Raw genomic sequence first — 25,924 nt, 5'->3', positions numbered from 1 at the left:
ATAAAGTTTACAATTGGATGTAAAACTTAATGATGGGCAAAATGGATTATAGTACGTGCAGAAAGATTCTTCGTTGCATATTATTGATAGATTTTAGAGAACGGTCGTCATTCCCGCGCAGGCGGGAATCTTAATGCAACATACAAACCCTACCGAGGCATTACGATTATTCATATGTTTTCCTTTTTTCAGAGGCATTCATGAGCACTCCGTGGTTCCCAATCAAGTTGGGAATGACGTGTCACTGTGATTGGTCGCTGGATTTTTTGATAAAGACCTCTTAGAATAAGAATTGCAGATCAATATTTTCTCTGTTCCCGTGGCTAATAATTAAAAAAAGATAAACGATAAAATAGCCGAAAAAATGGTCAAAAAAGAACGGGGATAAATCATACCGACCTATCCCCGTCATCTAAATTAACGCTCTCATATATATAAACAACTAAAAAGGTGATTTATTATATTTGATGCAAAATATTTTTTATTTTTTTGCTGTCGGTTTTTTTGCTGCTGCTTTTGCTTTCTTTTCGGCTACTGGAGTCTCTTCAATCGCTTCAACTTTTTTCTTTGCAGGCGCCTTCGCTTTTTTAGCTTCTACAATCGGTTCTTCAATTGCTTCAGCTTTCTTTTTAGCAGGTGCTTTTGCTTTTTTAACCTCGGCAGGCACTTCTTCAGCTACAGCTTCTTTCTTCTTGGCTGGCGCTTTCGCCTTTTTAACTTCGGTAACTGGTGCTTCAACAACAGGTTCTTCTTTAACCTCTACTGCTTTCGGAGCATGATCTTGTTGTAGATAGTTTGCCAGGATCTGTCGTAAATATACCTCTGGTTTAGGCATATTGATGATGGTTCCAGGTTCTTTATCCTGAGATTGTTTAATGTAAGCTGATTTTATTTTGCCCCAATCTTTAGAGTAAAGTCTGATAAACATCTCTACAAATTGTTCGTCTGTATATTTTTTAGGCAACCTACCCAGCACTGCCTGAATTTTTTCTTCTTTTTTATGTAATACCGCCATCGATTTTATTTTGTACAAAGATAGCCGAATTTTATCATTATCAGTTTTTTGCTTTTTTTGGCAAAATGAATAGTATATAAAAATAAATTTTAGTGTCTAAAGCGAGGTCGCCATTGCTGCTTCAACCAATTCGCTTCTTCTGTTTTTAACCAATCTTTCGCGATGTTTTAACCCCCAATCCCTTAGTTCATCAATTACTCTTTCAAGCGATTCACTATAAGGGGTAAGCTCGTAAGTTACGGTAACAGGAGTGGTAGAAAATACTTTCCGGATCAGAAATTCATTTAATTCTAAATCTTTAAGTTCTTTAGACAATATTTTGGGCGTAATTTCTCCAAGTGATTTTTGGATCTCGTTAAAACGCAGTGGTCCTTCCTGCAGAGAAATAATCAGGGGAAGTTTCCACTTGCCATTTAGCACATAGAGCGCATCTTTTACTGCATTTAAACTTGCATTACAGGTTTCTTTATTACGGTGTTCTTTTCTTGGTCCCATAATACAAAGGTATAAGCTTTCGTAAAGGATAGTACTATCCTTTGGGATACTAGTGTCTTTTGGATAGTAAGCTATCAAAGTTTGACCGCATTATAACAAACGGCTACTTTTCCCATCCTTTCTGCATTTTTTTATAAGCCTTTTTACTGATTTTTGATTTCTTCTTCGATCGTGATTTCCCTTTTTTCTTTCGGGCATTGATGTTATTAACAAGGGAGTTTTTAACACCCAACTTATTTTTTTTCTTGCCTTTTTTTTGTCTTTCTTCTTTTTCCCTTTTTTCTTTTCTTTCGCCATAACTCATGTGTTTACTATTAAATAACAGCAGATTATACTTAAAAGTTATGGTAGATCAATTGAGCTTTTTAACAAAGTAAATTGAGCCTTGAAGCAAAACTTTTGCCTCGATTATCAGCCTACCTTTGATTCTATAAAATTTAGAAAAATGAAAAAAATATGGTTTATCACAGGTAGTTCCCGTGGATTGGGACGTGACCTAACAGCACAGGTATTGGCAAAAGGCGACTTAGTTGCGGCAACAGCAAGAAATACAGCAGCTTTAAAAGATCTTATAGAAAAATATCCTGATCAGATTTTTCCGATCACTTTAGATGTTACCGATTACGATCAGGTGTATCTGGCAGTAGAATCGGCAGTAGCCCATTTTGGTAAAATAGATGTTTTGGTTAACAATGCCGGTTTTGGTATTGTTGGTGCAGCAGAAGCTTTTACTGAAGAACAGGTGCGCAGTCAGTTGGAAACAAATTTATATGCACCGATCGAAATTACGAGAGCTGTATTGCCATTTATGCGCAAGCAACGTTCGGGCAGAATTCTTCAAATCAGCTCGATAGGCGGGCGGGTAGGTAATGCTGGAGTAAGTATTTACCAGGCTGCAAAGTTTGGGTTGAGCGGCTTTAGTGAATCCCTGGCAAAAGAGGTAATGGATTTAGGGATTTATGTAACCTGTGTAGAACCTGGTGGTTTTCGTACAGATTGGGCTGGTGCCTCAATGTCATATGCACCTCGCGTTGAAGGATACGAATCTACCGTAGAGAAACGCTCAGATTTTTTCCAAAGCGGTAACTTTATACCGATGGGGGATCCGCAAAAAGCAGCGAAAGCCATGTTGGCACTTGTAGAAAATCCTGAACCACCGGTACACCTGGTGTTTGGAAGTGAAGCCATTGGAATGCTTAAACATGCCGATGCTACGAGAACTGCCGAAATGGAGAAATGGATGGACGTAAGTTTATCAACAGATCATGATGAGGCTGAGAATTTTTTGGCAACTGATCTGGGAAAATCTTTTACTAAAGAATAGTTTCATTAATTCTCCAGCTTTCATCAATATTAACTACAAATGCACACAGAAAACACAGATTTTAGCAGTGTCATATTTTATCTGTGTGCATCCTTTTTATCTGTGGTTAAGTGTTAAATCCATAAATTTGATAAAGATGTCAAATCAAGAGAAACGACCCAAGATCCTGTATTCCTGCTATGCCCAAAAAAGCAGCGAGGGCGAACAGTTTATTCCTAACCATTCTGTGGGGTTGGTTATTACCGGAGCGTCTGAAATTTTTATTGGAGGAGAAAAATTTGTTTTTTCTGATGGCGATTTCCGTTTTTTCAGGCGGAATCAATTGGCTCGGTATACCAAATACCCGCCAGCAGGAGGAGAGTTTAAGTCGATTAGCATTAACATCGACCAGGAGATTCTGCATAGCATCAGCAATGAATATGACCTGCACATGCAAAAGCCGAATCACGATATTAAAGGTCTGGCCTTAGAAGCCAATGGCCTTTTAAAGAATTATATTGATTCGATATGGCCATATTTAGACGGAAATAACGAGTTTAATCAGGCTTTGATCGATTTAAAAGTTAAAGAAGCGGTAATGATTTTACTGCAGACCACCCCAATATTAAAAGATGTGCTTTTCGATTTTTCGGAACCTGGAAAAATTGATCTGGAAGCCTATATGAATGCCAATTATAAGTTCAATGTAGATATTAACCGTTTTGCTTATTTAACAGGAAGAAGTTTGGCCACATTTAAAAGGGATTTTGAGAAGATTTTTAATCTTTCGCCTAACCGCTGGCTGCAGAAAAAGCGTTTGAATGATGCCTATTACCTCCTAACCGAAAAAGGCTGGAAATCATCAGATGTATACCTCGAAGTTGGTTTTAAAGATCTGTCACATTTCTCTTTCGCCTTTAAAAAAGCTTATGGCATGGCGCCATCAAGGGTAGGTATTTAATTGATGCTGCTTTCAAAATATAAAAGAGGCTGTATCATAAAGGTAATTTTACCTCAGATGCTGTCACGTTGAGCTTGTCGAAACACCTTAAGGAGTAATTTAAAAGGTTCTTCGGCAAGCTCAGGATGACAAAATCTCTATTTATGATACAAGCTCTTTAAAAATATAATTTCGTTATTAAACCTTTTTTGGAGGAAGATCAAAGGCTATTGCCTCATGCTCAAAATGGCCGTTATGTGCGCCATCGCAAAAAGGCTTGTTTTTTGATAAACCACAACGGCAGATCGAAAGTACTTCTCTGCCCTGTAAGCCATAAGTGTTTCCGTTTCTATCTACAATTTCGAAATCGCCCTCAATTTTAACAGAGCCGTTATTGTTAATGGTAAGTTTTGTTTTAGACATGTATGTGTTAGTTTAGTGCAAAACTAAAGCATTGAAGTGGTAATTTCTGAACGGTTTTCTATTTAGAAACATTCTCTTCTTGGTCTAAGCCTCTTTTTTGATGACGTAGGCAATCATATCTGTCCTGATCTCGAAACCCAATTTATGATAAAGTTTAATGGCGCCCTCATTATCATTTCTAACGTGCAGAAAGGGTATTTCCGAACGGAGCAGTATCCGTTTAATCTGTTCTTGTAAAATCTTAAAGGCATAACCTTTGCCTAGGTGATCAGGATGTGTACAAACTGCACTTACTTCACGGTAAGGGCTGGGATGAAATCGGTGTCCGGCCATAGCTGCCAATTTCCCATCAACAAATATGCCTGTGTAATTACTAAGCTCGATAGTTTTGGCCAAAAATGGCCCTGGTTTGGTCAGCTCTACCAGGTCGATCATTTCTGTAACGTGTTCCAGATTAAGGTCTGTTATTCCAGTTGCCTCTGCAGTTGGTGTTTCTTTGCCGCGAAAAACAAATTGAAACATATCGATATGGGTTAACAATTTCCACTTCTGAGGTATTTCGACAGGTGTTTTTGAGAAAAATACGAAAAGGCTCTCTGCTGGACTGATCTGATAAAGGGTGTTTAGATTCTCCTTTGAATTATCTTTTAAGCCTGCAAATGCGGTGATATCTTCGATATAATATTTTACCTCATCAAGTCCTTTTGTAATATGGCTATGTCCGGATGTTAAGGCATAATAAATTGGATTATCCAATACGTATTCCATCTGGCAAAGATATTAAATGCTAAATCAGGGGAGGGTAAATTTTATGTGGATTAACTCAATGCACTCATAACTATTGGTTTAAAAAGGTTTCCACCAGATGTGCCGTAATCTCAATTGTTTTGTCGCTTACATCCGGATTGAGGTTTTCGCCGATCATAGCGCCATGTACGCCAGGTAAAATAACCAGCTGCGCATTTGCAATCAATCTCGACATTTTAACCACATGTTCGGACTTGATCACATCTGTATCTGCTGCCATTAAAAGCGTATCGGAAGTAATTCCCCTCAAATCATCATCGCTCAGGTCGGTAAAATCGAGCATGCGCTGTTTGTCCTTTTCGAACATCGTCTGCAGTGCGTTTTGATCTGGGTTTACTGCTAAAAAAGCTGTTTTCAGCGGCTCTGGCATATGATCGATGGTTGCATCGCCAAAGCCATTATAAAAGCCATCAATCAAGCCGTCGCGTTGGTAATTGGCTGAAATGACAATAATTTTATTCACTATGGACGGATGGTGTGCTGCAATATGCAAAGTTGTTGTTCCGCCATTGCTGAAACCTAGAAAATTGGCTTTTGTTATTTTTAGCTGATTTAATAAAGTGGTCACATCTTTTGCATCCTGCTCAAAAGATTCTGGTTGATCCCGATCAGTGGTACGCCCATGCGACTGAAGTTCAACAGCGATCACCTGACCAGATTTCACCAAAAAAGGAATAAGTTTTCCGAAGGTAGATTGAATGGTAGAACCCCCGCCATGTATCAATACCAGCGGAATTTCTCCCTCCCCGTAAATTTCATAATACATGTTAATGCCATTTACCTTTTCATGTCCTGCTTTTTTATATGCTTCCATCAGTCTTGGTTTAAAATTTTGCTATACAAATCTAAATAAGCTATCGGAAAATAAGGTGCCAATGCCAGACAAATTTAGGGTGGTTTGCGCCATCCGGAATATTAGAGCCTGTTTAAATTTGATACATTTATTTTACTTATCTAACATTTTTGTCACCCTGAGGGGTAATTTATTTCATATGATCAATATAAATGAAGTTGAAATATCAGCTGGTATATAATTCCCCTCTTTTAGAGGGGTTTCCGCAGGACGGGGTGTTCTATTTGTCCTAGCCTGACAGGCCTTTTTCTTTTGGTACCAAAAGACTAGCAGAGCTAGCTTGAATGCAGTTGAAAACATAAAGGCCTTTGAAAAAACAAAAGTGTCGGCTGAAAATTTTTGTATTGAAGTTTCTGCATAGGCTTGGCCTGTGGATTCCCAAAAATTTGTTAGGCCGGATTTAAGTAGAACGGGGATATAGTGCTATGGCCTAGCTGGGTGGAAATGTATAGTGCCGCAAATATCTTATTAGTAAATAATTGCAAAATAACGTCAATGGTGGCTGAGTCGAAGTGCTTTTAATATATCGAAAAACGGGTTTTCGACTACGCTCAGAGTGACATACTAATAATTTATAATAAAATTAAACAGGCTCTTACTTTTTAAGCTTTTTTACTTTTTTGATGTAAGCGCCCAGAAATTGATCAATTCCTGATGCTGCATATCCCAATAACCTGGAGTTTTCGCCCAGCTCGGAAGAAACTATCGTTGTTTTTTCTCTAATTTGGGTCATACAATAGGTGTTTATTGCCTGTTGCATGGGTAATGTGATGTATTGCTTGGCCCCCGCAATTTTGCCGCTTAAAATAATCAGTTCGGGATTGAATAACTGGATCAGAACAGCTATTCCTTTGCCCATATGAGTGCCAACATTGGAGAGCAGCTGAATAGCGTATTGATCACCCTTATTGGCTGCCTTAATAATCAGGGGGGGCTCAATTCTTTCCAGTTCTTCGTTCGAGAGGTTGGTAAGCATAGAGTTTTTGCCCAATAAAATACCTTCTTTTGCCATTTCTGACAGCGCGTTTCCAGATGCAACGGTTTCGAGGCAACCGTGTTTTCCACAGTAACAGAGTGCGCCATTCTCTACAAAAGGCATATGGCCCAATTCGCCAGAGAAACCGCAGGTGCCTTGCCTCAATTTTCCGTCCATTATAATGCCTAAGCCCACACCCCAATCCATTAACAAAACGAGTACATTCTTTTTGCCCTTAGCCATTCCGTGGGTAAATTCTGCCATTGATGAACCATTCACATCGTTTTGGATCACTACAGGTATATTTAACATTTTTTCAAATGCGGCTGTTAAAGGAATATTTTCATCATCGCTTAAGAAATAACTGTAATTTTCTCCCTTTTCAGCATCAATTAAGCCAGGCATGCCAACACTACAGCCAATAAACTGCCTATGCTGAATACCCGCCGATTTTAAGATATCCTGAAGGTGTGTATGTAGTATATTGAAAAAATCAGTCCTGCTTTTTGAAATAGGCACCGAAATGGTTTTAACATCCAACACAAAATTATAATTGTTGTCAATAATGGCTATTTTGGTATGAAATAATTCAATGTCTATACAGAGAATCAGAATCTTTTTATCGTTTAAACGATAAAGGTCGGGTTTTCGCCCCCCAATAGATAAACCATAGCCCTTCTTTTCTATCCAGCCCTCATCAATCAGGCCAAGCAGAAGCTTCAGGATACTTGGCGTACTCATTTCCATAATTTCACATAAAGTAGAAACTGAAGATGCCCCTAAATTAAAAAGGTGTTTTATGAGCCTGTGTTTTTGGATCGACTGCTTATCGTTAATGTCTGACGTTAACTTATTTAATAGATTAAGATTCATGTTGTTAATTGCACTATTTCGATAAATATAAATAACTTCTATTAAAAATTTATTAAAGTTTTTTTAATACGTAAAGAAATCAACGATGTTTTGTCTTTATAATAATTTCTTATTAACATTAACCTTATAATTTTAATCTAACCAGATCGATAAATCCTATGTTCCAGCACCCTAATGCTTTTGGAACCAAACTATCATATAAGTTTTTACAATACCAAAAAACAAATGAAAACTAAAGAAGAACCACAAAATGAACAAAACACCAGACGCGATTTTATCAAAAAATCTGCAATTGGCCTGGCAGCATTTACTATTGTCCCAAGGTATGTATTGGGCGGACAAGGGTACCTTGCCCCAAGCGATAAATTAACCAAAGCCGTAATAGGTGTTGGGGGAATGGGTAGAGGTCATTTTGACTACGAAGGCACCCAGGTAGTAGCCATATGTGATGTTGATCAGAACCACCTTAAACAAGCAGCATCAATGTTGGATAAAGGTGTAAAAACATTTAGTGATTATAGAGAACTTATACAATTACCTGAAGTAGATATTGTACACATTGCTACCCCGCCACACTGGCATGGTATCATGGCTGTAGATGCTGCCAATGCAGGAAAAGACATTTGGTGCGAAAAACCAATGACCCATACCATAGGTGAAGGAAAACGAGTGGTAGAGGCTGTAAAACAGCATGGTAGAATGTTTAGGTTAAATACCTGGTTTAGGTTTAAAGATACCTTTTACGGAATGGGTACTACTGTAAAACCGATCAAAAAATTGGTAGATAGCGGTATGTTAGGCTGGCCATTAAAAGTAACCGTAAGTAAACATACCGGCTACGACTGGAAATTTTATTGGGTGGGTAAAGACCATTTAGAACCTCAGCCCGTACCACCAGAATTAAATTATAATGCATGGTTAGGCCCTGCACCATATAAGCCTTACAATGCACACCGTGTTCACCAAACTTTTAGGGGTTATTGGGATTATGATGGTGGTGGATTAAGTGATATGGGACAACATTATATCGACCCGATTCAATACTTTTTAGGTAAGGATGATACCAATCCAATTTCTGTAGAAGTTGATGCACCACAACAACATACCGATGCAGTAGGCATTTGGCGCAGGATTACCTATACTTATGCCGATGGCTGCCAGATTATTTTAGACGGTGAAGGTAAAGATACCAATGTTCCTTATATAGAAGGGCCAAAAGGTAAATTGTATCCGGGTTTTAAATCTGATATTCCTGATCTGGAACGTAAACTGGCGCAATTCCCTGATCCTGATCCTGAGATTGTAGAATTTTCAGAATCGGTAAGGACGAGGAAAAAATTCGCTTTAAATGAAGAGAACGGACACCGTTCATGCAACATTGTAAATATTGGTTTGGCTGCCTTAAGGTTGGGAAGATCGTTAAAGTTCGACCCGGTTAAGCAAGAATTCGTAGATGATGAGGCTGCTAACAGATTGATTAATCCCGTAATGCGTGCACCATTTTCTATTTAAAACATCTCAAATACAAACCATCATGAACAAAAAAATATTATTGGTGCTGCTAGCCATTGTAATGCTTACAAATGCATTATTTACGGTAAGGGCCCTGGCTCAAGATAAAAAAGACGAGAGAACTACAGTCACACGTATTGCCGATTTATTGGCACAGCTACCCGCTAGAAATGCTGCCCAGCTAGAACGCAATATGAAAGAAGTGGCCGATTTAGGTGAAGAGGGTTACGTAGCCTTAATTAGTGGTTTAACCGCTTCTGAAAAAGGAAACAACGCCCTTATTGAGTATGCAGTAGGTGGTTTTACTGCTTATGCTACAAAAAACGGGCAACAGAACTTAAGGAATATGGCTGTCAGTGCCTATTGCAAATCACTGGCTAAACTATCCGATAAACAGAACAAAGCATTTATCATCAGTCAGTTCGATTTGGTAGGAAATGATGCTGCGGTAGCCTGTTTAACAGATTACCTTGCTGACGAACAATTGGCTGATGAAGCATCGAGAGCACTGGCCAAAATTGGTACTGCCTCTGCTACAAATGCATTGGTTAGCGGCTTGAGTAAAGCAAACGGCAAAGCAAAAATTACCATTGTAGAAGCATTGGGCCATACTAATGCTAAAGCAGCAGCTACAGCTATTGCGCCATTAGCTACTGGAACAGATAAAGCATTAACCAAGGTAAGTTTGTATGCTCTGGCAAATATTGGCGATGCATCTGCAAAAGAAATTTTGGTAAAAGCTGCTGAACAAGCAGGTTATAAATACGACCAAACCAATGCGGTTGCGGCTTTATTGGTTTACGCCCAGAAAAACATAACAACAGATAAAACCGGAGTAGAAACGATAGCCAAAACAATATTAGAAAAGGCAACGGCTGAAGATCAGGTAAACGAACGTACTGCGGCCTTAAAATTACTTTCGGCAACACAAACCGATCAACAGGCCTTGTTAGCTGCTATGACCGATAAACAGTTCGAATTTCGAGCGGCTGCGGTTAAATTTGCTGCTGCAGGTGTAAATGATACCAATAGTGATGCCTGGGTAAGCCAGTTAAAAAAGGTTGATGCCCCAACCCAGGTTTCTATTTTAGACATGCTTGGCAATAGCAAAGCAAAATCTGCATTGCCAGCCGTACTCAAACTAATTAAAAGCGACGATGAGCAGGTAAAACTTGCTGCAATAAACACCGCTGTAAAACTAGGACAGGATGCGGTTATAGATGACCTGTTGAAGTTAATGGGCAAAGGAGATACAGCAGATATTGCGGGTATTTCTAATGGCATTTTAAGAATAAAAGGCGAAAGTGTAGCCACTAAAGTTGGCGCTTATCTTCCGAAAGCTAAACCAGAAGTACAGGTTGCCTTAATTAATATTTTAGCTGCCCGCGCGGCAACAAGCCAAACGGAAGTTATTTATGCTGCATTAAGCAGTAAAAAACCTGAAGTACGAAAAGCAGCATACCTTTCATTACAACATGTAGCAGTAGCAGAAAATAAAGCACAATTATTTGACCTTTTAAATAAAACTACCGATGCCGGTGAGCTTACTGCTGTGCAGGATGCCATTATTGCTTCAGTAAAAGGATCAGCAGATAAAGCGGCAGAAACCAATGCCATTCTTCAGCAAATGGGCAATACACCTGCTGATAAGAAAGTGCTGTTTTATAAGGTGCTAGGTAGCATAGGTGGCCAGCAATCGTTAAAATCGGTGTCAGAAGCTTATGCCACAGGGAATGATGTCACCAAAAAAGCTGCAATTGAAGCACTTTCTTCATGGTCAGATGCAGGCTCGACGGATGCATTGATCGGCATTGCGCGCAGCACCACCAATCCAGATTTTTTGAACCAGGCGATTACAGGTTACTTAACGTTAGTCAGAAATACAAAGTATCCTGCCGAGCAGCGTTTACTATTGTTGCGCAATTCGATGGCAGTAGCTAAGACAACAGCACAACAACAGCAGATTCTTAAAGATACTGAACAGGCCAAATGTTTTAATGCAATTGTATTTGCAGGTCAGTATTTAGATCATGCTACTTTACAACAAGCTGCGGCAAACGCGGTGATGAATATTACCATGGCTGGAACTTACAATGGCGACATTGTAAAAGGCTTGTTAAATAAAACCATTGCCGTAATTACCGGGGGCGATGCCGGTTATCAGAAAGAAGGTATGCGTAAATATATTTCTGAAATGAAGGCTGGCGAAGGCTTTGTTCAGGTTTTTAATGGCAAAGATTTGTCTGGTTGGAAAGGACTTGTTGCCGATCCGATCAAAAGATCAAAAATGGATGAAAAAGCCTTAGCTGAAGCGCAAACTAAAGCTGATGCCGAAGCAAAGGAAAGCTGGAAAGTGATTAACGGCGAACTACAGTTTCAAAGTCATGGCAATAACCTTGCTACGGTTAAAAAATATGGCGATTTTGAAATGTTGGTAGACTGGAAAATCATCGACGATAAAAAAGGAGAAGGCGATGCGGGTATTTACCTGCGTGGTACACCACAGGTACAGATCTGGGATCTTGCCCGTACAAATGTTGGTGCCCAGGTTGGTTCTGGTGGTTTGTACAACAATCAAACGAACGAAAGTAAGCCGCTTAAGGTAGCCGATAACAAGTTAGATGAGTGGAATACATTCAGAATCTTAATGAAAGGTGACCGTGTTACCGTTTATCTGAACGGACAGTTGGTGACAGATAATGTGATTTTGGAAAATTATTGGAACAGAAGTTTGCCGATCTTTGCAGAAGAACAGATCGAATTGCAGGCGCATGGGTCGCCGGTTGCTTATCGCGATATCTACATCAAAGAAATTCCTCGTCCAAAACCTTTTGAGCTAAGTGCACAAGAGAAAAAAGAAGGTTATAAAGTATTGTTCGATGGAACCAATATGCACAGCTGGACAGGTAACACTACTGATTACGTTATCGAAAATGGAAACATCGCTATCCGGCCGAAACCAGGTAAAGGATCAGGCGGTAACTTATTCACCAAAGAAGAATTCAGCGATTTTGTTTACCGTTTCGAATTTCAGTTAACCCCAGGCGCGAACAACGGTTTAGGAATCAGGGCTCCTTTAGAGGGCGATGCTGCTTATGCTGGTATGGAACTACAGATATTGGATAACGATGCACCGATTTATAAAGACCTGAAAGTGTATCAGTACCATGGATCGGTTTATGGCACGATCGCTGCCAAAAGAGGATTTTTAAAACCTACCGGCGAGTGGAACTATGAAGAAGTGATTGCCAAAGGATCGAAGATAAAAGTGATCTTAAACGGCGCCGTAATTTTAGATGGCGATATCGAACCATTTAAGAAAAACGGCACACCAGACCATAAGGAACACCCGGGTTTATTACGTGAAAGTGGACACATAGGCTTCTTAGGTCATGGTTCTCCTGTTCAGTTCCGCAACATCAGGATTAAAGATCTGAGCAAGAAAGCGGCAAATCAGAAAGAAGCTGATACAAAAGCTGCAGGTAAAAAGAAATAAATTAAATTTAGCATTATAATAAGTTAATAATGATAGAAGATAAGGCAAATTCGAAAACTGAAAATTCGAGAAGAAACTTCATTAAAACAACAGCACTTGCTGCCGCTGGATTAATGATCGTACCCCGCCATGTATTGGGCGGGCCAGGTTTTCTGGCACCAAGCGATCGTTTGCAATTGGCCGGAATAGGTGCAGGTGGAAAAGGAGAAAGCGATATTGCCAGTATTGTTAGAGGCGGTAAAACAGATGTTGCTTTTTTATGCGATGTAGATGATAGAAGGGCTGCAACTTCTTTAAAAAATTTCCCAAAGGCAAAATATTACAAAGATTATCGGGAGTTATTGGATAAAGAAGGTAAAAACATTGATGCCGTAACGGTATCTACACCCGATCATACCCACGCGCAAATTGCCATGGCAGCCATGCAATTGGGTAAACACGTGTATGTGCAAAAGCCTTTAACGCACGATATTTACGAAGCCAGGATGTTAACCGAAGCCGCAAACCGCTATAAAGTGGTTACGCAAATGGGTAATCAGGGTGCTTCGGGCGATGGTGTAAGAAGACTTCAGGAATGGTACGATGCAGGCAGGATAGGTAAAGTTCATACCGTTTACTGTTGGACTAACCGGCCAGTATGGCCACAGGGAATTTCGTGGCCTAGTGGAAAAGCCGAAATACCAAAAGAACTCGATTGGGATTTGTGGTTGGGAAGTGCTCCATATAAAGAATATGTAAATAAACTGGTTCCCTTTAATTGGAGGGGATGGTGGGATTACGGTACCGGTGCCATTGGCGATATGGGCTGTCACTTAGTAGAGCCTCCTTTTAGGGTGTTGGGTCTGGATACTCCAATCAGCGTAGAATGTAGTGTAGGAAGTGTATATGTTGATGAATTTAAACGCGCTTACTTGCCAGAAAGCTGTCCACCATCAAGCCATGTCATTTTGACTTTCGCTAAAACGCCAAAAACCAAACACGAGGTTCAGGTGCATTGGATGGATGGAGGCATTAAGCCTGAGCGTCCGGAAGAATTGGGACCTAATGAAAGTTTTGGCGATAATGGTGTGCTTTTTATCGGCACAAGAGGTAAGATGATCTGTGAAACCTATGGCAAAAATCCAAAGTTGTTACCACTCTCGCGCAACGAATCAGATAGAACGAAAATCACTATTCCACGTATCGCTAATCAGGAAGAAGGGCATTATACTCAATTTGCCGAGGCCGCCATTGCCGGTTATGGAAAAATGGAACTGAGCTCACCATTTGAAATTGCCGGACCACTTACCGAAACTTTATTGATTGCCAATCTGGCGATTAGGGGTACAGATGTACAACGCAGAGATGCAGCAGGTAAAATCAGTTACCCGGGTAGGGATATCAAAATGCTTTGGGATAAAGTAAATATGAAGGTGACCAATTTTGATGAAGCAAACCAATTTGTGAAACGCGAATACCGCAAAGGTTGGACTTTGGGCGTTTAAGATTTAGTATGTCGAAAGAAAATAAGAATTTAAAGGTATTAGTAGTAGGCTGCGGCAATATGGGGGCTTCCCATGCCAAAGCTTATCACACCTTACCCGGCTTTGAAATATGCGGCTTGGTTTCTACCGGTAAAAGCAAAGAAAAACTTAATGAAAAGCTAGGTGGACAATATGATTTATATACCGATTTTTACGAGGCACTCGAAATAACCAAACCAGATGCAGTTTGCATTTCTACTTATCCCGATACACACGAAGCTTACGCCATAAAATCTTTCGAAAATGGTTGCCATGTGTTTATCGAGAAACCATTGGCAGATAGTGTAGAAGGCGCAATAAAGGTGGCAGAAGCTGCTAAAAAAGCGAACAAAAAGTTATTGGTGGGCTATATCCTCCGCTATCATCCCTCATGGGAGAAATTTACATCGCTGGCTCAGGAAATGGGAAAACCTTTGGTGATGCGCATGAACCTGAATCAACAGAGCCATGGACCTAAATGGACGGTGCACCGTAACCTGATGAAAAGTTTAAGCCCCATTGTCGATTGTGCCGTGCATTATATAGATATTATGTGCCAGATGACCCGATCGAAACCTGTACAGGTGAGTGCCATTGGAGCAAGGCTTACTGATGATATACCAGAGTGGAATTACAATTACGGACAACTGCAGATCCGTTTCGAAGATGGTTCTGTTGGTTGGTATGAAGCTGGCTGGGGTCCGATGGTGAGTGATAATGCTTTTTTTATTAAAGATATTTTTGGCCCGAAGGGATCGGTATCAATTATGGCTAAAAAAGCAGGTGCAGCTGGAAATTCTGATAATATTGATGCGCATACCAAAACCGAATCGATTAAAATACATCATGCCGATTTAGATGTTAATGATGAGTTCAGCAAAGCCGATGAATGGGTAGACCTTACCGATGAACCTGATCATCAGGAACTGTGCAACCGTGAACAAAGGTATTTCTTAAAAGCCATTACCGAAGATATAGATTTAACCGATGCCACTGAAGATGCTGTAAACAGTTTAAGGATTGCTTTTGCGTGTGATGAATCGGTAAAAACCGGTGAAATGATCCGGTTGGATTAAAATTATTTCTTGTCATTCGGTTGCTGCGGTCGTCCTGCTGAACTTGTTTTATTCTCAATTCTTATTGTTTTACAGGCCTATTGCTACTTCGTGGTCAGCATCTATGTAGCTCGAAAATTTAAGGTCTAAATATCAGGCCTCATTTCAAGCAAGTGCAGTGATGCTGGGAAATCTTTAAATTAGTGTGCCAGATGGTAACATCTGACACCACAAAAAAAAATCTCGTCATTTCGATTGGAAAGCACTGAAATGCATGCCCTTAGGCATATTGCACAAGCCTGCTTTTCTGTTTCGTTTGCCTAAAGAATAGGCTTCAATAAGCCGTTTTCCAAATTGTAGTACTATTTCTTTGCAAAAGTCATCAACGTTTACAAAAAATTCTATAATTTTAGTTTTGAGTATAATTGTTAATTTTTTTTAATAAGCTGATTTATACCTGTTTGGAAAATCATGCGCTTGGCTCTCTTTTTATATACGTTTCTTATCCTAACTCCTTTTAAAATAATGAAGACAAGACTAATACTACTTGTATTAAGTAGTATACTGGCAACAAACCTTACAGCTTCTGGCCAAACAATTGCCAAACATCGCCTCATTGTCATTACAGATATCGGAAACGAGCCTGATGATTTTATGTCGATGGTCCGGTTAATGTTATACTCAAATCAAATCGACATTGAAGGGCTCATCGCTTCAACATCCATTCATCAATCAAAAAAGGTTAGCCCAGAACTCATTGTAAAGGTCATTCGTAGTTATGAGAAGGTGCAACCCAATCTTCTAAAACATGAATCCGGATTTCCGATAGCGCAAAAATTATTAAGCCTGGTAAAAAAAGGCCTTCCGGTTTACGGAATGGAAGGGGTAGGAAAAGGCAAGGATTCTGAAGGGTCAGGCTGGGTTATCAAGATGCTTGAAAAGGATGACAGCCGCCCTTTATGGGTGACTGTTTGGGGAGGCCCGAATATATTGGCGCAAGCACTCTGGAAAATCAGGGAGACTAAAAGCGAAGAGGAGGCAAAAAGGTTAATAAGCAAGCTCAGGGTATACACGATTTCGGATCAGGATAATTCGGGGCCATGGATACGCAAGAATTTTCCAAACCTATTCTACATCGCAAGCCCAGGAAATTATTATCCGGCTACATGGTCAGCCATTTTAAGCGTATTTCCCGGCGCCAACAATGAAGTCGTGAGCAATGATTGGCTTACGCGAAATATCCAGCAGGGGCATGGGCCGCTCGGGGCAATCTATCCGGATGTGTCTTTTGGCATGGAGGGTGATACTCCGTCCTGGCTTTCGCTGATTCCCAACGGACTAAACAGCCCGGAGCATCCAAATTGGGGAGGTTGGGGCGGACGTTATGAATTTTACAAACCACCCTTTGACCCCAAGATAAAATGGATTGTTCCCCTGGAAGAAGAGACGAGACCGTTTTGGACAAATGTCGAAGACGAATATACACCTTGGGTGCCAGGCAAATGGGGGAGCGCCATTGTAAAAGACACAGTTACATACAAAAACAACCATGTAACGATTTGGAGATGGAGAGAAGAAATCCAGAATGATTTTGCGGCAAGAATGGCTTGGTGCAATACGGAATATAAAGCCGCCAATCACCCACCAGTTGTAAAACTCAATACGCCTGAACAGTTCACGGTAAAATCCGGCGAGACATTTAATCTTGACGGCAGTGCATCCCATGACCCTGATGGAGATGCTCTGAGTTTTCAGTGGTTTCAATACAGGGAAGCGGGAACCTTGCCTAATACAATAGCGGTCACTCCGGCAGAAAACATGTCTGTTATTCCAGAATTAAAAGCGCCAGAGGTAGGTACTCTCCAAACTACTCACTTCATTTTGAAGGTTACCGATAAAGGAACACCCCGGCTAACCCGGTATAAAAGAGTAATTATAACCATTCTTCCAAAGTAATGAATGATAAGCAACAGGGCGACTGCGGTGCCAAATCTACAATATGAGAGAATGATTACATGCAACAAGGAAATAAACTCATTTTAAAGCGGAGTTTTGCACTAAAGAAAGATTATGTTCCTTAAGATCGATCAGTTTAAGGCTTTTTATAAAGAAATGGCCAAAGCCGATGATCAGCAATTGGCTATGAAATAAGAAAAATTAACAGAGATTGAATCATAGAGGCAATTTCACCTCGGATGCTGTCATGTTGAGCTTGTCGAAACACCTTAAGGCATATTAACAGGTACTTCGACACGCTCAGGATGACAAATCTATATTTATGATACAATCTCTTTATTATTTAAGACCACCGCTAAATATCTAAGCACTGCGATTAAGTAATATTATTTACGCCAGAGCCAGATACAAAAGCCTGTTATGGGCAGTGAAGCCGTAATTAAACCAGCAATGAATACAAGCAGTTTGCTCCAAAACCCAAAAATACTTCCGGTGTGTAGATCATAGTTTAGCGCTTTTGCTTTATCTAAAGCAGATAGGGAAGAAAAAGGCTTCCCTTCTAATAATAGTTTACCACTGTAGCGATCAAATCTATATTGAATTTTTTGATGGATTCGCTGAGGGTCAAGATAGGCCGATACATTTACTGTTCCGCTTTTGGTGTTGGGAAGATTATAAAGAAGATAAGCTGGTTTAATACCTAAAGATTTCATCTTCGCGATGATAAGATCGTTAGGTGCAACGCTAATCAAAGATGTGGTGTCAGAAAATACCTTTACTTTCTTATCAGCAACCAGATCGAACGACCACATCAGGCCTGTAAGCGAAATGATCAGCAATATTAAAAAAGCATAAAAGCCAAAAACCTGGTGCAGATCATAATTCAGTCGCTTTGCTTTAGCCTCCCATTTTACCTTAAGCTTTTGTTTCCAAAAACTCATTTTCCATTTCTTTGGCCACCAGAGTATAATGCCAGAAAGGAGCAATATTACAAAACAGACCACCGACCAACGTATGATGAAATGACCAACAACATCTCCAAGTAATAAAGTACGATGAATGGAAAGTACTACATTGAAAAATTCTTTGTTGGCATCTTCGTGAAATACGATTTGTGCGGTGTAAGGGTTTAGGTATACTTTTTCAAAATATTTGTCTGCTTTATATGCCCTGAACATGTAGGTTCTGCCTGGCGATTGCTGGATTTCGACCCTGGATATTTTTTTATCCTTACCAAGTTTTTTTTGTGCAACAAACAAAAGCTGATTAAATGATTGCTTTTCTGCGCCATGCGGAATATCTACATATAATCTGTTATGATATACAACAGCTTTTAACTCATCAGAAAATGAATAAATGGCACCTGTTAAACCAATCACAAACACCACTAGCCCGGATAAAAGTCCGAGCCAGAGGTGTAATTGGTAGATGATTTTTTTAAAACCTGTACGAAACATTGGCAACAAAAGCTCTTGGCATTTGGGCACTCAATACGCCCTGTCCGGTAAAGTATAATCGATTAGTAAGATTATCCACCTTAAATCCCAAGCGGTATTTTCCAGTGTCATAAAACGCTGTTGCATTCATCATCACATAAGATGGAAGCGTGAAGATTCCTGTTACAGCAGAATTAGAAGTTAAATGTTTGCCAACATAATTTGTGCCCAATCCAAGCCCCAATCCTTTAAGCTCTCCCGAAGGGAGAACATAACTTATCCAGCTATTAATTAATGTGGCAGGACCAGCAGAAGCTGGTCTTCTACCTTCGAGCGCAACAGTAGCTTTGGTAAGTTTACTGTCGTTGTAACTATATCCGGCAATAATATTTAATCCCTTTAACGGATTGGCTATTAGCTCTAACTCAACCCCCTTACTACGTTGTGTGCCATTTTGAACTGTAATATTATAAGTTGTTCCACCAACAATCAGATCCTCGTTGCGGGTTAGGTTATCCACTTTAATATCGTATACACTGGCGGTGAAGCTTAACAATCCATTAAATAGATCGGTTTTTACTCCTGCTTCAAACTGATTGGCATGCTGCGGCTTAAATGTTCCCGATGCGCCAGAGCCTTCAGGCTGTGTAACGGGTGCCACGTTTGCAAAACCGTTCATATAATTTCCAAAAACAGATACCTGATCCTTGACCACATGATATACCAGACCTAGCTTTGGCGATACCGAAGTTTGCATGTACTTGCTGTTGGTAATAATTGTATTTGTAGCTTGGTTCAGTGTGCCTCTGTTCTGGAAACGATCAACACGTAAGCTTAACATAGCTAATAAGCGGTCGGTAATATTGAGTACATCCGAGGCATAAGCACTATAGATATTGCTTTTTCCAATGTTTTTAGTTGGTGCTGCAGTACTCGCAGCTAGTCTGGCCTCAACAGCCGTTTTCGAAAGTTTTACATAGTTAGGGTCTGATGGATTTAACCCACTTACATTATCAAAAACAATGTATGGCGAATTGTTATTATTTATTGTTTGATTAAGGTAATCAAGGCCAACAATTAATCTATTTCGAAGCCCCAATACTTTAAAATCTCCTATAAAATTTTGTTGGATATCACTTGCGGTATTCGTCGAATTTTGAAGGCTGATATTACGCTCTAACATTTCATCGCTGGTGGCACCTCTAATAAATTCATACTGGTAAAAGCCATCCGATTTTCTGGAATTACTAGAATAAATAGTTTGTGAGCGCCATTGATCTGATATCTGGTAATTAATCTGTGCCTTAATATTTACGGTTGGATTTTTCATGGTCAGATCGTTCGAGTTGTAAGATCTTTTCCAATCAAAATTTAATTCAGCTGGTGTGGTAGCGATAAACTTTCTTACCCTGTTCAAAAAGATTGATGATGAACTGGTAGCCTCTGTTTGGTAGAAGCCAGCGTTAAGACTGAGCGTTAACCTTTTCGATGCACGGTATTCTACCGCAGGGGCAAAAAATGTTGTCCTTCTGAAACCAGCATCCTGAAAGCTTCCCTGGTATTGGTAAGCCGCATTTATCCTAAATAACAACTTCGAATTCTTTTTAGCAGGGCCATAAACATCAGCTGTTAATCTGTTCAGTCCATAACTTCCGGTAAGATAAGATATCTCTCCTCCGGCTGTATCAATAGGCTTTTTGGTTACAATATTGATCAAACCGCCAAACGATACCACGGCTCCACCAAAAAGTGTTCCTGATGGCCCCTTAATCAGTTCAACCCGTTCTATATTGGACGGATCGATTTCACCATTGGTCTGCGATGGCAATCCATCAACCAATGCTGCCTCGGTTCTAAAACCTCTCATGCTATAATATGATGCGCCATCTGTATTTATACCCCTCGATCCCTGAATTTTATAAACCCCGGGAGAATTTTTGAGGGCATAACTGAAATCCGTAATCATTTGTTCGTTTAACAAGGTTTTTGGGATGGTGGTATAAACTTGAGGATTATCTAAATTTGCTAAGGGCATTTTTGCTGCCGTAGTGGTTTTTTTTACCGAGAATCTATTAGTTTCACCACCGTTGATCACTACCTCATCCAATTGTGAATGGCTTTCGCGTAAGGTAAAATCGGCGTTAACTCTGGTGCCAGCCTTGATGTTGATTTCTCTGCTCTGACTTTCTAAGCCAATATAGCTCACAAAAAGCGTATGTTCGCCTTCTGGTATGTCACGAAACCGGTAATTCCCGTCAGCATCAACAATGGTACTGCGTAAACGATCGATACTAACACTAACAAATTGTGCAGGTTTTCCCTCTGCAGTAATTACCTTACCGCGAATTTCGCCCTTAGCCTGTTGTTTAACGGTAATGTCTTTCCCGCTGGCAGTAAAGGTTAGTCCAGTTTTTTTAGCTAGCTCAATAAGGATTTCGTTAACCGATGAAGCTGATGGCGATAAGCTGATGGTTTTATCCAGCTCAGTGCTAAGGTCACTGTAGATAAAATTCAGGCCTGCTTTTTTTTCAAGTTGTTCAAGCGCTGCACGCAGTTTTAGTGTACGTGGCGAAATGGTTACAGTTGCATTTTGTGCAAAACTGTTGTTTGATAGCAGGAGGCATAGTAAAATAAAAAAGGCTGAGAGAACAGACTTTAAATTCATAAATTTGTAATTGATCATTGATTGTGAGAATTGATGGTAATTTTAACTGCCGGAGTGTTAGCGCAATCCGGTAGTTTCTTGTTTAATTTTTATTTATAGACTTCGACATATTTTCCTGAATTTTTAAAGCGATAATCTGACGCCCGCTCTATAAGCTGTAGAACTTTACTGATAGATTGATCTCCAAACTTTCCGCTAATGGGTTTATCAAGCTTGCAACTAATCTTAAACTTAAATCCATATCTGTTTTCGAGCGTCTCAAGCACTTCGGGCATTGGTGTATCGTTAAAGCGGATAGTCCCCGTTTTCCATGCTGTTACCGCATTCGTATCTACCTGATTAATGCTTACAAGATGTTGATTGCTTTTGTCGAAAATTAAACTTTCGCCTGGTTTTAGGATACTCAAAGCACCTTTTTTCGGCTGGAAACTAATTTTGCCCTGAGTAAGGGTAACCTCAAGAACAGGTGCTGATTTTAGATTGCGCACATTGAACCTCGTACCCAGGACCTTAATTTCGCTGTTGGAGCTATTTAAGATAAAGGCTTGTTCGGTATTATGTTGGATAATAAAGAATGCTTCACCCGAAAATAGGGTTACATTTCTTGCGTTTTTATTGAATTTGTCTGGGTAAGAGATTTTACTCCCCGGCTGAAGTTCTACTTTGCTGCTGTCAGGCAAGGTAATGGTGCTTGGTTGCCCGAATGGAGCAATAAATACTACATTTTGCGCATTGCCCTTTTGCTGGTTAAAGAAGAAAAATCCAGATGCCAGTGCGAGACTCGCGGCTATCGATCCATATATCAGCCATTTGAAATTGATTTTTCTTTGAATTGGCTTTACGTGAGCCTGAATAGCTGAATAAATCTCCGCTTGAATACGTTCATCCTCAATTTTTGATCCTTCATGGAATTGTTCGTCGGCAAGCCATAACTCAACTTGTTCTTGCTCCGAAGGACTGCATTTGCCTTTTGCATACTTTTCCAATAAGTCGGCATCGATATCTTCCATACCTATATCTACCCTTAAGATGGCATTACCCTACGCGAAACCTGAAAAATATTTTATTTGAGGATGATTTGATTCTTTAAGCGGGGTTGAGGGCAGCTCTAAACTCTTTAAGTACACGTGAAATGTGTTTTTCAACCGTTTTTACTGCTATTCCTAATTCTGTTGCAATTTCTTTATAACTCAGTTCCTGCTCCCTGCTCAATAGGAAGATGCTTTTGGTCGGTTCAGCAAGATTTGATATAAATACTTCAAGTTCTTGCGAGCGTTCTTTATCAATGAGCATCGCCTCCGGATTGTATCGTAAAGCTTCAATCCCGCTGTCAAAGTTTACATCTGTAATTTCCTCATGTTGCTTCTTGTTCCTGAAAAAATTAAGAATCTGATATTTGGTAGATCTGGCAAGGTATTTTGATGCTTCCACATCATTTTCAAATGTGATTTCCCTTTTCCAAATGGACAAGAATATATCTTGACATATATCTTTCGCGATCACCTCATCGCCACATTTTGATAGCGCTAAACCATAAACATTGCCCCAATGTAGATTAAAGAAATCAATAAATTGTTGGTTGTTCATATCTATTTTGAGGGATATGCGGCAAATATAAGTTTATTTAGACTTGTTACAAATAGAGTTTGTGTTTTTATTTGAATGTTAAAGAAGATTGCACGGATTGCTTTTTCCTTGAGCATAAAAAAAGCATCAACCTTAATCAGATTGATGCTTTTCGTAGCCCGTAGGGGAATCGAACTTTATCCGTAAACCGTTATCTTTCAATGTCTTATATAGCTGTCTGTACTCTGCGCACCGAATTACTCACCACTATCTTGATGCAGATTAACTCTGGATCTTACAATTCAAAGGTACAATTTGAGATAAAATTAAACTCCCATATAAGAAACCAATATAGTGTTTAGACTTCTTTATGGGGATTTTGGTAATAATAGTGAACACCGGATTCCATTCTAAAGTGTGCACCTGGGGAATTACCCAATTTGAAGAAGGGCAAGCTAAGAAATAGCCCAAATATATTTTTTTCTCCCAAAACCACAGCAGCCTAGCTTGCAACAGTTTTTCTCCTCCAATCTCTCCCGCTTCTGCCAAATTGAACATCCAACCTTGATTCTAGGCTAAAGCAACTTCAGAAATATATTTTTTCAGGCAAAAAACAGATTCGGAAAACCAAAAGTCTGTTGCCTGGAAGTGAAATCATTAAAAATGCGCTGAGGGAAGAAACTTCCGTCTATCCTGACATCGCTATCCGTGAAATAATAGCCAACGCGCTTATACATCAGGATTTTACCATCAGGGGCAGCGGACCGATGATCGAGATCTTTGAGGACAGGATCGAAATTTCAAACCCCGGTAAGTTGCTGCCTACCAAGAAAATCGACCGCTTAATCCGCACCAGCCCGGAATCAAGGAACGAAATCCTGGCTGCCGCTTTCAGAAGATATAATATTTGTGAGGAAAGGGGATCAGGGTTTGAAAAATCGGTAAGGGCGATTGAACTCTTTGGCCTGCCGCCATTAAAAATTTCAAGAGACAGAAAATTCCTTTAAGGTGGTGATGTATAGTCCGAAGAAATATGCAGACATGAGCCTTCAGGAAAGAATAGAAGCATGCTATCAGCATTCGGTAGTGCAATATTATGGAAATGAGGGCATGACAAATGCTTCCCTGCGTCAGCGCTTTGGAATGCACGATAAACAGGCTTCGCAAATATCCAGACTAATTCGGGAGGCAATAGATGCCGGCAGGATCAAATCTAAGGATCCTGATAACGAATCCAGAAAGTTTACGATTTACTGGCCGTACTGGGCAATGTAATTCGCTTCACATGGCATTTTAAGGTAGGTTTTTTCCCTGCTTTATTTGATCGGGATCCGGAATTTCTGTCCTTTTTGTTTTTCTGCCACCGATCTTTCATCTGCGCTAATTCAGTTGTCTCGTTTTTTTTTTTGACGGGAATCCGGAAATCTTGTTCTAGCTCTTTGCTCTGTTTCTTCTTTTGGTCATTCAGCGCATGTTTATGTTCTGTTCTTTTTGACTGGGATCCGGAATTTCTTTTTATGCTCTTCGTCTTTCTACTGCTGATCTTCCTTTTACGATTGCTATTGCTTTGTTTTTTATTTGACTGGAATTCGGAAATCTTGTTCTGTCCCGTTTTTTTGTTCCTTCCTTTTGGTTGTTCAGTGCGTGTTTTATGTCCTGTTCTTATTTGACTGGAATCCGGAATTCCTTTTTTTGTTCTTCGTCTTTATGCTGCTGTTGCTTTGTTTTTTATTTGACTGGAATTCGGAAATCTTGTCTTTCCCGTTTTTTTGTTCTTCCTTTTTGTTGTTGAGTGCGTGTTTTATGTCCTGTTCTTATTTGACTGGAATCCGGAATTCCTTTTTTGTTCTTCGTCTTTATGCTGCTGTTGCTTTGTTTTTTATTTGAATGGAATTCGGAAATCTTGTCTTTCCCGTTTTTTTGTTCTTCCTTTTGGTTGTTCAGTGCGTGTTTTATGTCCTGTTCTTATTTGACTGGAATCCAGAATTTCTTTTTTTGTTCTTCGTCTTTATGCTGCTGTTGCTTTGTTTTTTTATTTGACGGGAATCCGGAAATCTTCGTCCAGCTCCTTAGGTTGTTCCTTCCCGGGTTATTATCGGTGGTTTTTGTCCGGGTCTTATTAAATCGGAATCGGAAATTGTACTTGCAGGTTTCATGTTTGAGATGCAGAATATTAGATCCCGTAACCCTTCAAGGCCTTATTGAGCAGCTTGATAGCTGGTTTTTTTTCCTGAATTAGCTTGCTAAGCTCGGCAATATCTTCATCGGAACAATCATATCCTGGTTGAACCTCAGTGATCTTAAATGTTGCAAATTCGTTTTCCAAAGCCAACTCCAGATATGCGAGCTTTTCCTGCGCGTCTGTAACTATAGGTTTCAAGTGTGCCGCACCATATTCATCAGAAGTCGTCTTGATAAGAAAGCGGTATTCATCTTCGTTTTTAAAATCTCCTTTGATATAAAATGCCCCTATTTTTGAGATATAACTAAAATTAAACGGCTTTTGATACCTGGCCTCAATACGATCGGACAAAACTTTCACCAAAGGAATTGCCTTTGTATGACCTTTGGAATAATAGACCTCCCGGAAGTCATTGTGTTTAGGTTCAACCTCTATGGTGAGCCTGCAACCAGCACCTGAATCGCCGAATAATTCCCATTTATTATCGCCAGCCATGTCAATGGCCATCCCGCTTAGGGACAGGAAAAAGATTTCGCTCATGATGTCCTTTTCGCTGTGGCTGATGCCGAAAGTTGTCCTATCGGATTTATATCCAGTGATTCCATGGTGGCTGTAAAATTCTTCGAACTCTCCATCTTTAAAGCGTCTTCTCAAATTAGACAACCTGAGTTTCCGGATCCCAGAATTGAAAGGGCTGCGTTGTAATTGGTAAAATGATAGTACTGTTTTAGATTTGGTTTCGGGAAACTGTGCTCAAAGATGATATAGGACAACTTTTTGTCCAGCACTGGTGGCAGTATGTTCCCAATAAAATCCCCGTAATGCATAAACCAATATGATTGACCCCGTTTTGTCAATTTTAAGATGTA

At 39.9% G+C, this 25,924-nt stretch carries 21 protein-coding genes; 9 read left to right on the top strand and 12 right to left on the bottom strand.

Annotation, left to right across the window (positions count from 1 at the left end; translation table 11 throughout):
• Positions 1-481: 481 nt before the first annotated feature.
• The 3 genes from EYS08_RS25990 to EYS08_RS01730 form a co-directional block, all read right to left on the bottom strand.
• A complete protein-coding gene (locus tag EYS08_RS25990; protein WP_208745763.1) occupies positions 482-1,033 on the bottom strand; it encodes a hypothetical protein in 552 nt (183 codons plus the stop codon).
• A 78-nt stretch (positions 1,034-1,111) separates the two neighbouring features.
• Positions 1,112-1,510, bottom strand: coding sequence for a winged helix-turn-helix transcriptional regulator (locus EYS08_RS01735; protein ID WP_131028130.1), 399 nt, complete (start codon positions 1,508-1,510; stop codon positions 1,112-1,114).
• Between the two features lie 90 nt (positions 1,511-1,600).
• Positions 1,601-1,807, bottom strand: coding sequence for a hypothetical protein (locus EYS08_RS01730; RefSeq protein ID WP_165456338.1), 207 nt, complete (start codon positions 1,805-1,807; stop codon positions 1,601-1,603).
• Positions 1,808-1,955: 148 nt separating this feature from the next.
• Between EYS08_RS01730 and EYS08_RS01725 the strand changes: the two genes are divergently transcribed.
• Together EYS08_RS01725 and EYS08_RS01720 are read left to right on the top strand one after the other, a co-directional pair.
• A complete protein-coding gene (locus tag EYS08_RS01725) occupies positions 1,956-2,834 on the top strand; it encodes an oxidoreductase (RefSeq protein WP_131028128.1) in 879 nt (292 codons plus the stop codon).
• A gap of 136 nt (positions 2,835-2,970) precedes the next feature.
• Positions 2,971-3,774, top strand: a complete 804-nt coding sequence (locus EYS08_RS01720) for a helix-turn-helix domain-containing protein (RefSeq protein WP_131028127.1) — start codon at positions 2,971-2,973, stop codon at positions 3,772-3,774.
• 177 nt (positions 3,775-3,951) lie between these two features.
• On the opposite strand, the gene EYS08_RS01715 is transcribed toward EYS08_RS01720, so the two are convergent.
• The 4 genes from EYS08_RS01715 to EYS08_RS01700 all read right to left on the bottom strand — a co-directional run bounded on the left by EYS08_RS01715 (position 3,952) and on the right by EYS08_RS01700 (position 7,685).
• Positions 3,952-4,176: a CDGSH iron-sulfur domain-containing protein gene (locus EYS08_RS01715; protein ID WP_086548824.1), complete on the bottom strand. Its 225-nt coding sequence runs from the start codon at positions 4,174-4,176 to the stop codon at positions 3,952-3,954.
• 84 nt (positions 4,177-4,260) lie between these two features.
• Positions 4,261-4,944, bottom strand: a complete 684-nt coding sequence (locus EYS08_RS01710) for a GNAT family N-acetyltransferase (RefSeq protein WP_131028126.1) — start codon at positions 4,942-4,944, stop codon at positions 4,261-4,263.
• A gap of 70 nt (positions 4,945-5,014) precedes the next feature.
• Positions 5,015-5,797: an alpha/beta fold hydrolase gene (locus EYS08_RS01705; protein WP_131028125.1), complete on the bottom strand. Its 783-nt coding sequence runs from the start codon at positions 5,795-5,797 to the stop codon at positions 5,015-5,017.
• A gap of 634 nt (positions 5,798-6,431) precedes the next feature.
• Positions 6,432-7,685 carry an ROK family protein gene (locus EYS08_RS01700; RefSeq protein ID WP_131028124.1) on the bottom strand — a complete coding sequence of 418 codons (1,254 nt, stop codon included), beginning with the start codon at positions 7,683-7,685 and terminating at the stop codon, positions 6,432-6,434.
• Positions 7,686-7,910: 225 nt separating this feature from the next.
• Between EYS08_RS01700 and EYS08_RS01695 the strand changes: the two genes are divergently transcribed.
• The 5 genes from EYS08_RS01695 to EYS08_RS01675 all read left to right on the top strand — a co-directional run bounded on the left by EYS08_RS01695 (position 7,911) and on the right by EYS08_RS01675 (position 17,206).
• Positions 7,911-9,197: a Gfo/Idh/MocA family oxidoreductase gene (locus tag EYS08_RS01695; RefSeq protein WP_131028123.1), complete on the top strand. Its 1,287-nt coding sequence runs from the start codon at positions 7,911-7,913 to the stop codon at positions 9,195-9,197.
• Between the two features lie 22 nt (positions 9,198-9,219).
• Positions 9,220-12,693 carry a DUF1080 domain-containing protein gene (locus tag EYS08_RS01690; protein ID WP_131028122.1) on the top strand — a complete coding sequence of 1,158 codons (3,474 nt, stop codon included), beginning with the start codon at positions 9,220-9,222 and terminating at the stop codon, positions 12,691-12,693.
• A gap of 29 nt (positions 12,694-12,722) precedes the next feature.
• Entirely contained in the window at positions 12,723-14,177 is a 1,455-nt protein-coding gene (locus EYS08_RS01685) for a Gfo/Idh/MocA family protein (protein ID WP_131028121.1), read from the top strand.
• 8 nt (positions 14,178-14,185) lie between these two features.
• Positions 14,186-15,271 (top strand): Gfo/Idh/MocA family protein, encoded by a 1,086-nt coding sequence (locus EYS08_RS01680; protein WP_131028120.1) that lies wholly within the window; start codon positions 14,186-14,188, stop codon positions 15,269-15,271.
• A 504-nt stretch (positions 15,272-15,775) separates the two neighbouring features.
• Positions 15,776-17,206, top strand: a complete 1,431-nt coding sequence (locus tag EYS08_RS01675; protein ID WP_131028119.1) for a DUF1593 domain-containing protein — start codon at positions 15,776-15,778, stop codon at positions 17,204-17,206.
• Between the two features lie 386 nt (positions 17,207-17,592).
• Here EYS08_RS01675 and EYS08_RS01670 read toward each other — a convergent pair whose 3' ends face one another.
• The 4 genes from EYS08_RS01670 to EYS08_RS01655 all read right to left on the bottom strand — a co-directional run bounded on the left by EYS08_RS01670 (position 17,593) and on the right by EYS08_RS01655 (position 22,894).
• Positions 17,593-18,663 (bottom strand): PepSY-associated TM helix domain-containing protein, encoded by a 1,071-nt coding sequence (locus tag EYS08_RS01670; RefSeq protein ID WP_131028118.1) that lies wholly within the window; start codon positions 18,661-18,663, stop codon positions 17,593-17,595.
• On the bottom strand, positions 18,644-21,307 hold the full coding sequence (locus EYS08_RS01665; RefSeq protein WP_165456337.1) for a TonB-dependent receptor: 2,664 nt from the start codon (positions 21,305-21,307) through the stop codon (positions 18,644-18,646). Before EYS08_RS01665 ends, EYS08_RS01670 begins: the two co-directional genes overlap by 20 nt.
• 89 nt (positions 21,308-21,396) lie before the next feature.
• A complete protein-coding gene (locus EYS08_RS01660; protein WP_131028116.1) occupies positions 21,397-22,317 on the bottom strand; it encodes a FecR family protein in 921 nt (306 codons plus the stop codon).
• Positions 22,318-22,393: 76 nt separating this feature from the next.
• On the bottom strand, positions 22,394-22,894 hold the full coding sequence (locus EYS08_RS01655; RefSeq protein WP_131028115.1) for an RNA polymerase sigma factor: 501 nt from the start codon (positions 22,892-22,894) through the stop codon (positions 22,394-22,396).
• Positions 22,895-23,511: 617 nt separating this feature from the next.
• Here EYS08_RS01655 and EYS08_RS01650 point away from each other — a divergent pair.
• On the top strand, positions 23,512-23,880 hold the full coding sequence (locus EYS08_RS01650; RefSeq protein ID WP_131028114.1) for an ATP-binding protein: 369 nt from the start codon (positions 23,512-23,514) through the stop codon (positions 23,878-23,880).
• A gap of 7 nt (positions 23,881-23,887) precedes the next feature.
• A complete protein-coding gene (locus EYS08_RS01645) occupies positions 23,888-24,148 on the top strand; it encodes a hypothetical protein (RefSeq protein WP_131028113.1) in 261 nt (86 codons plus the stop codon).
• Between the two features lie 898 nt (positions 24,149-25,046).
• Here the strand turns inward: EYS08_RS01645 and EYS08_RS01640 are convergent.
• Positions 25,047-25,709 (bottom strand): hypothetical protein, encoded by a 663-nt coding sequence (locus EYS08_RS01640; RefSeq protein WP_131028112.1) that lies wholly within the window; start codon positions 25,707-25,709, stop codon positions 25,047-25,049.
• Positions 25,710-25,924: the final 215 nt, after the last annotated feature.

Origin of the sequence: Pedobacter kyonggii (assembly GCF_004310665.1) — a bacterium.
In the GTDB taxonomy this organism is placed as follows: Bacteria; Bacteroidota; Bacteroidia; order Sphingobacteriales; family Sphingobacteriaceae; genus Pedobacter; species Pedobacter kyonggii.
The sequence above is the reverse complement of the archived record's forward strand: the minus strand, read 5'-3'. Positions and strand labels throughout refer to the sequence as shown.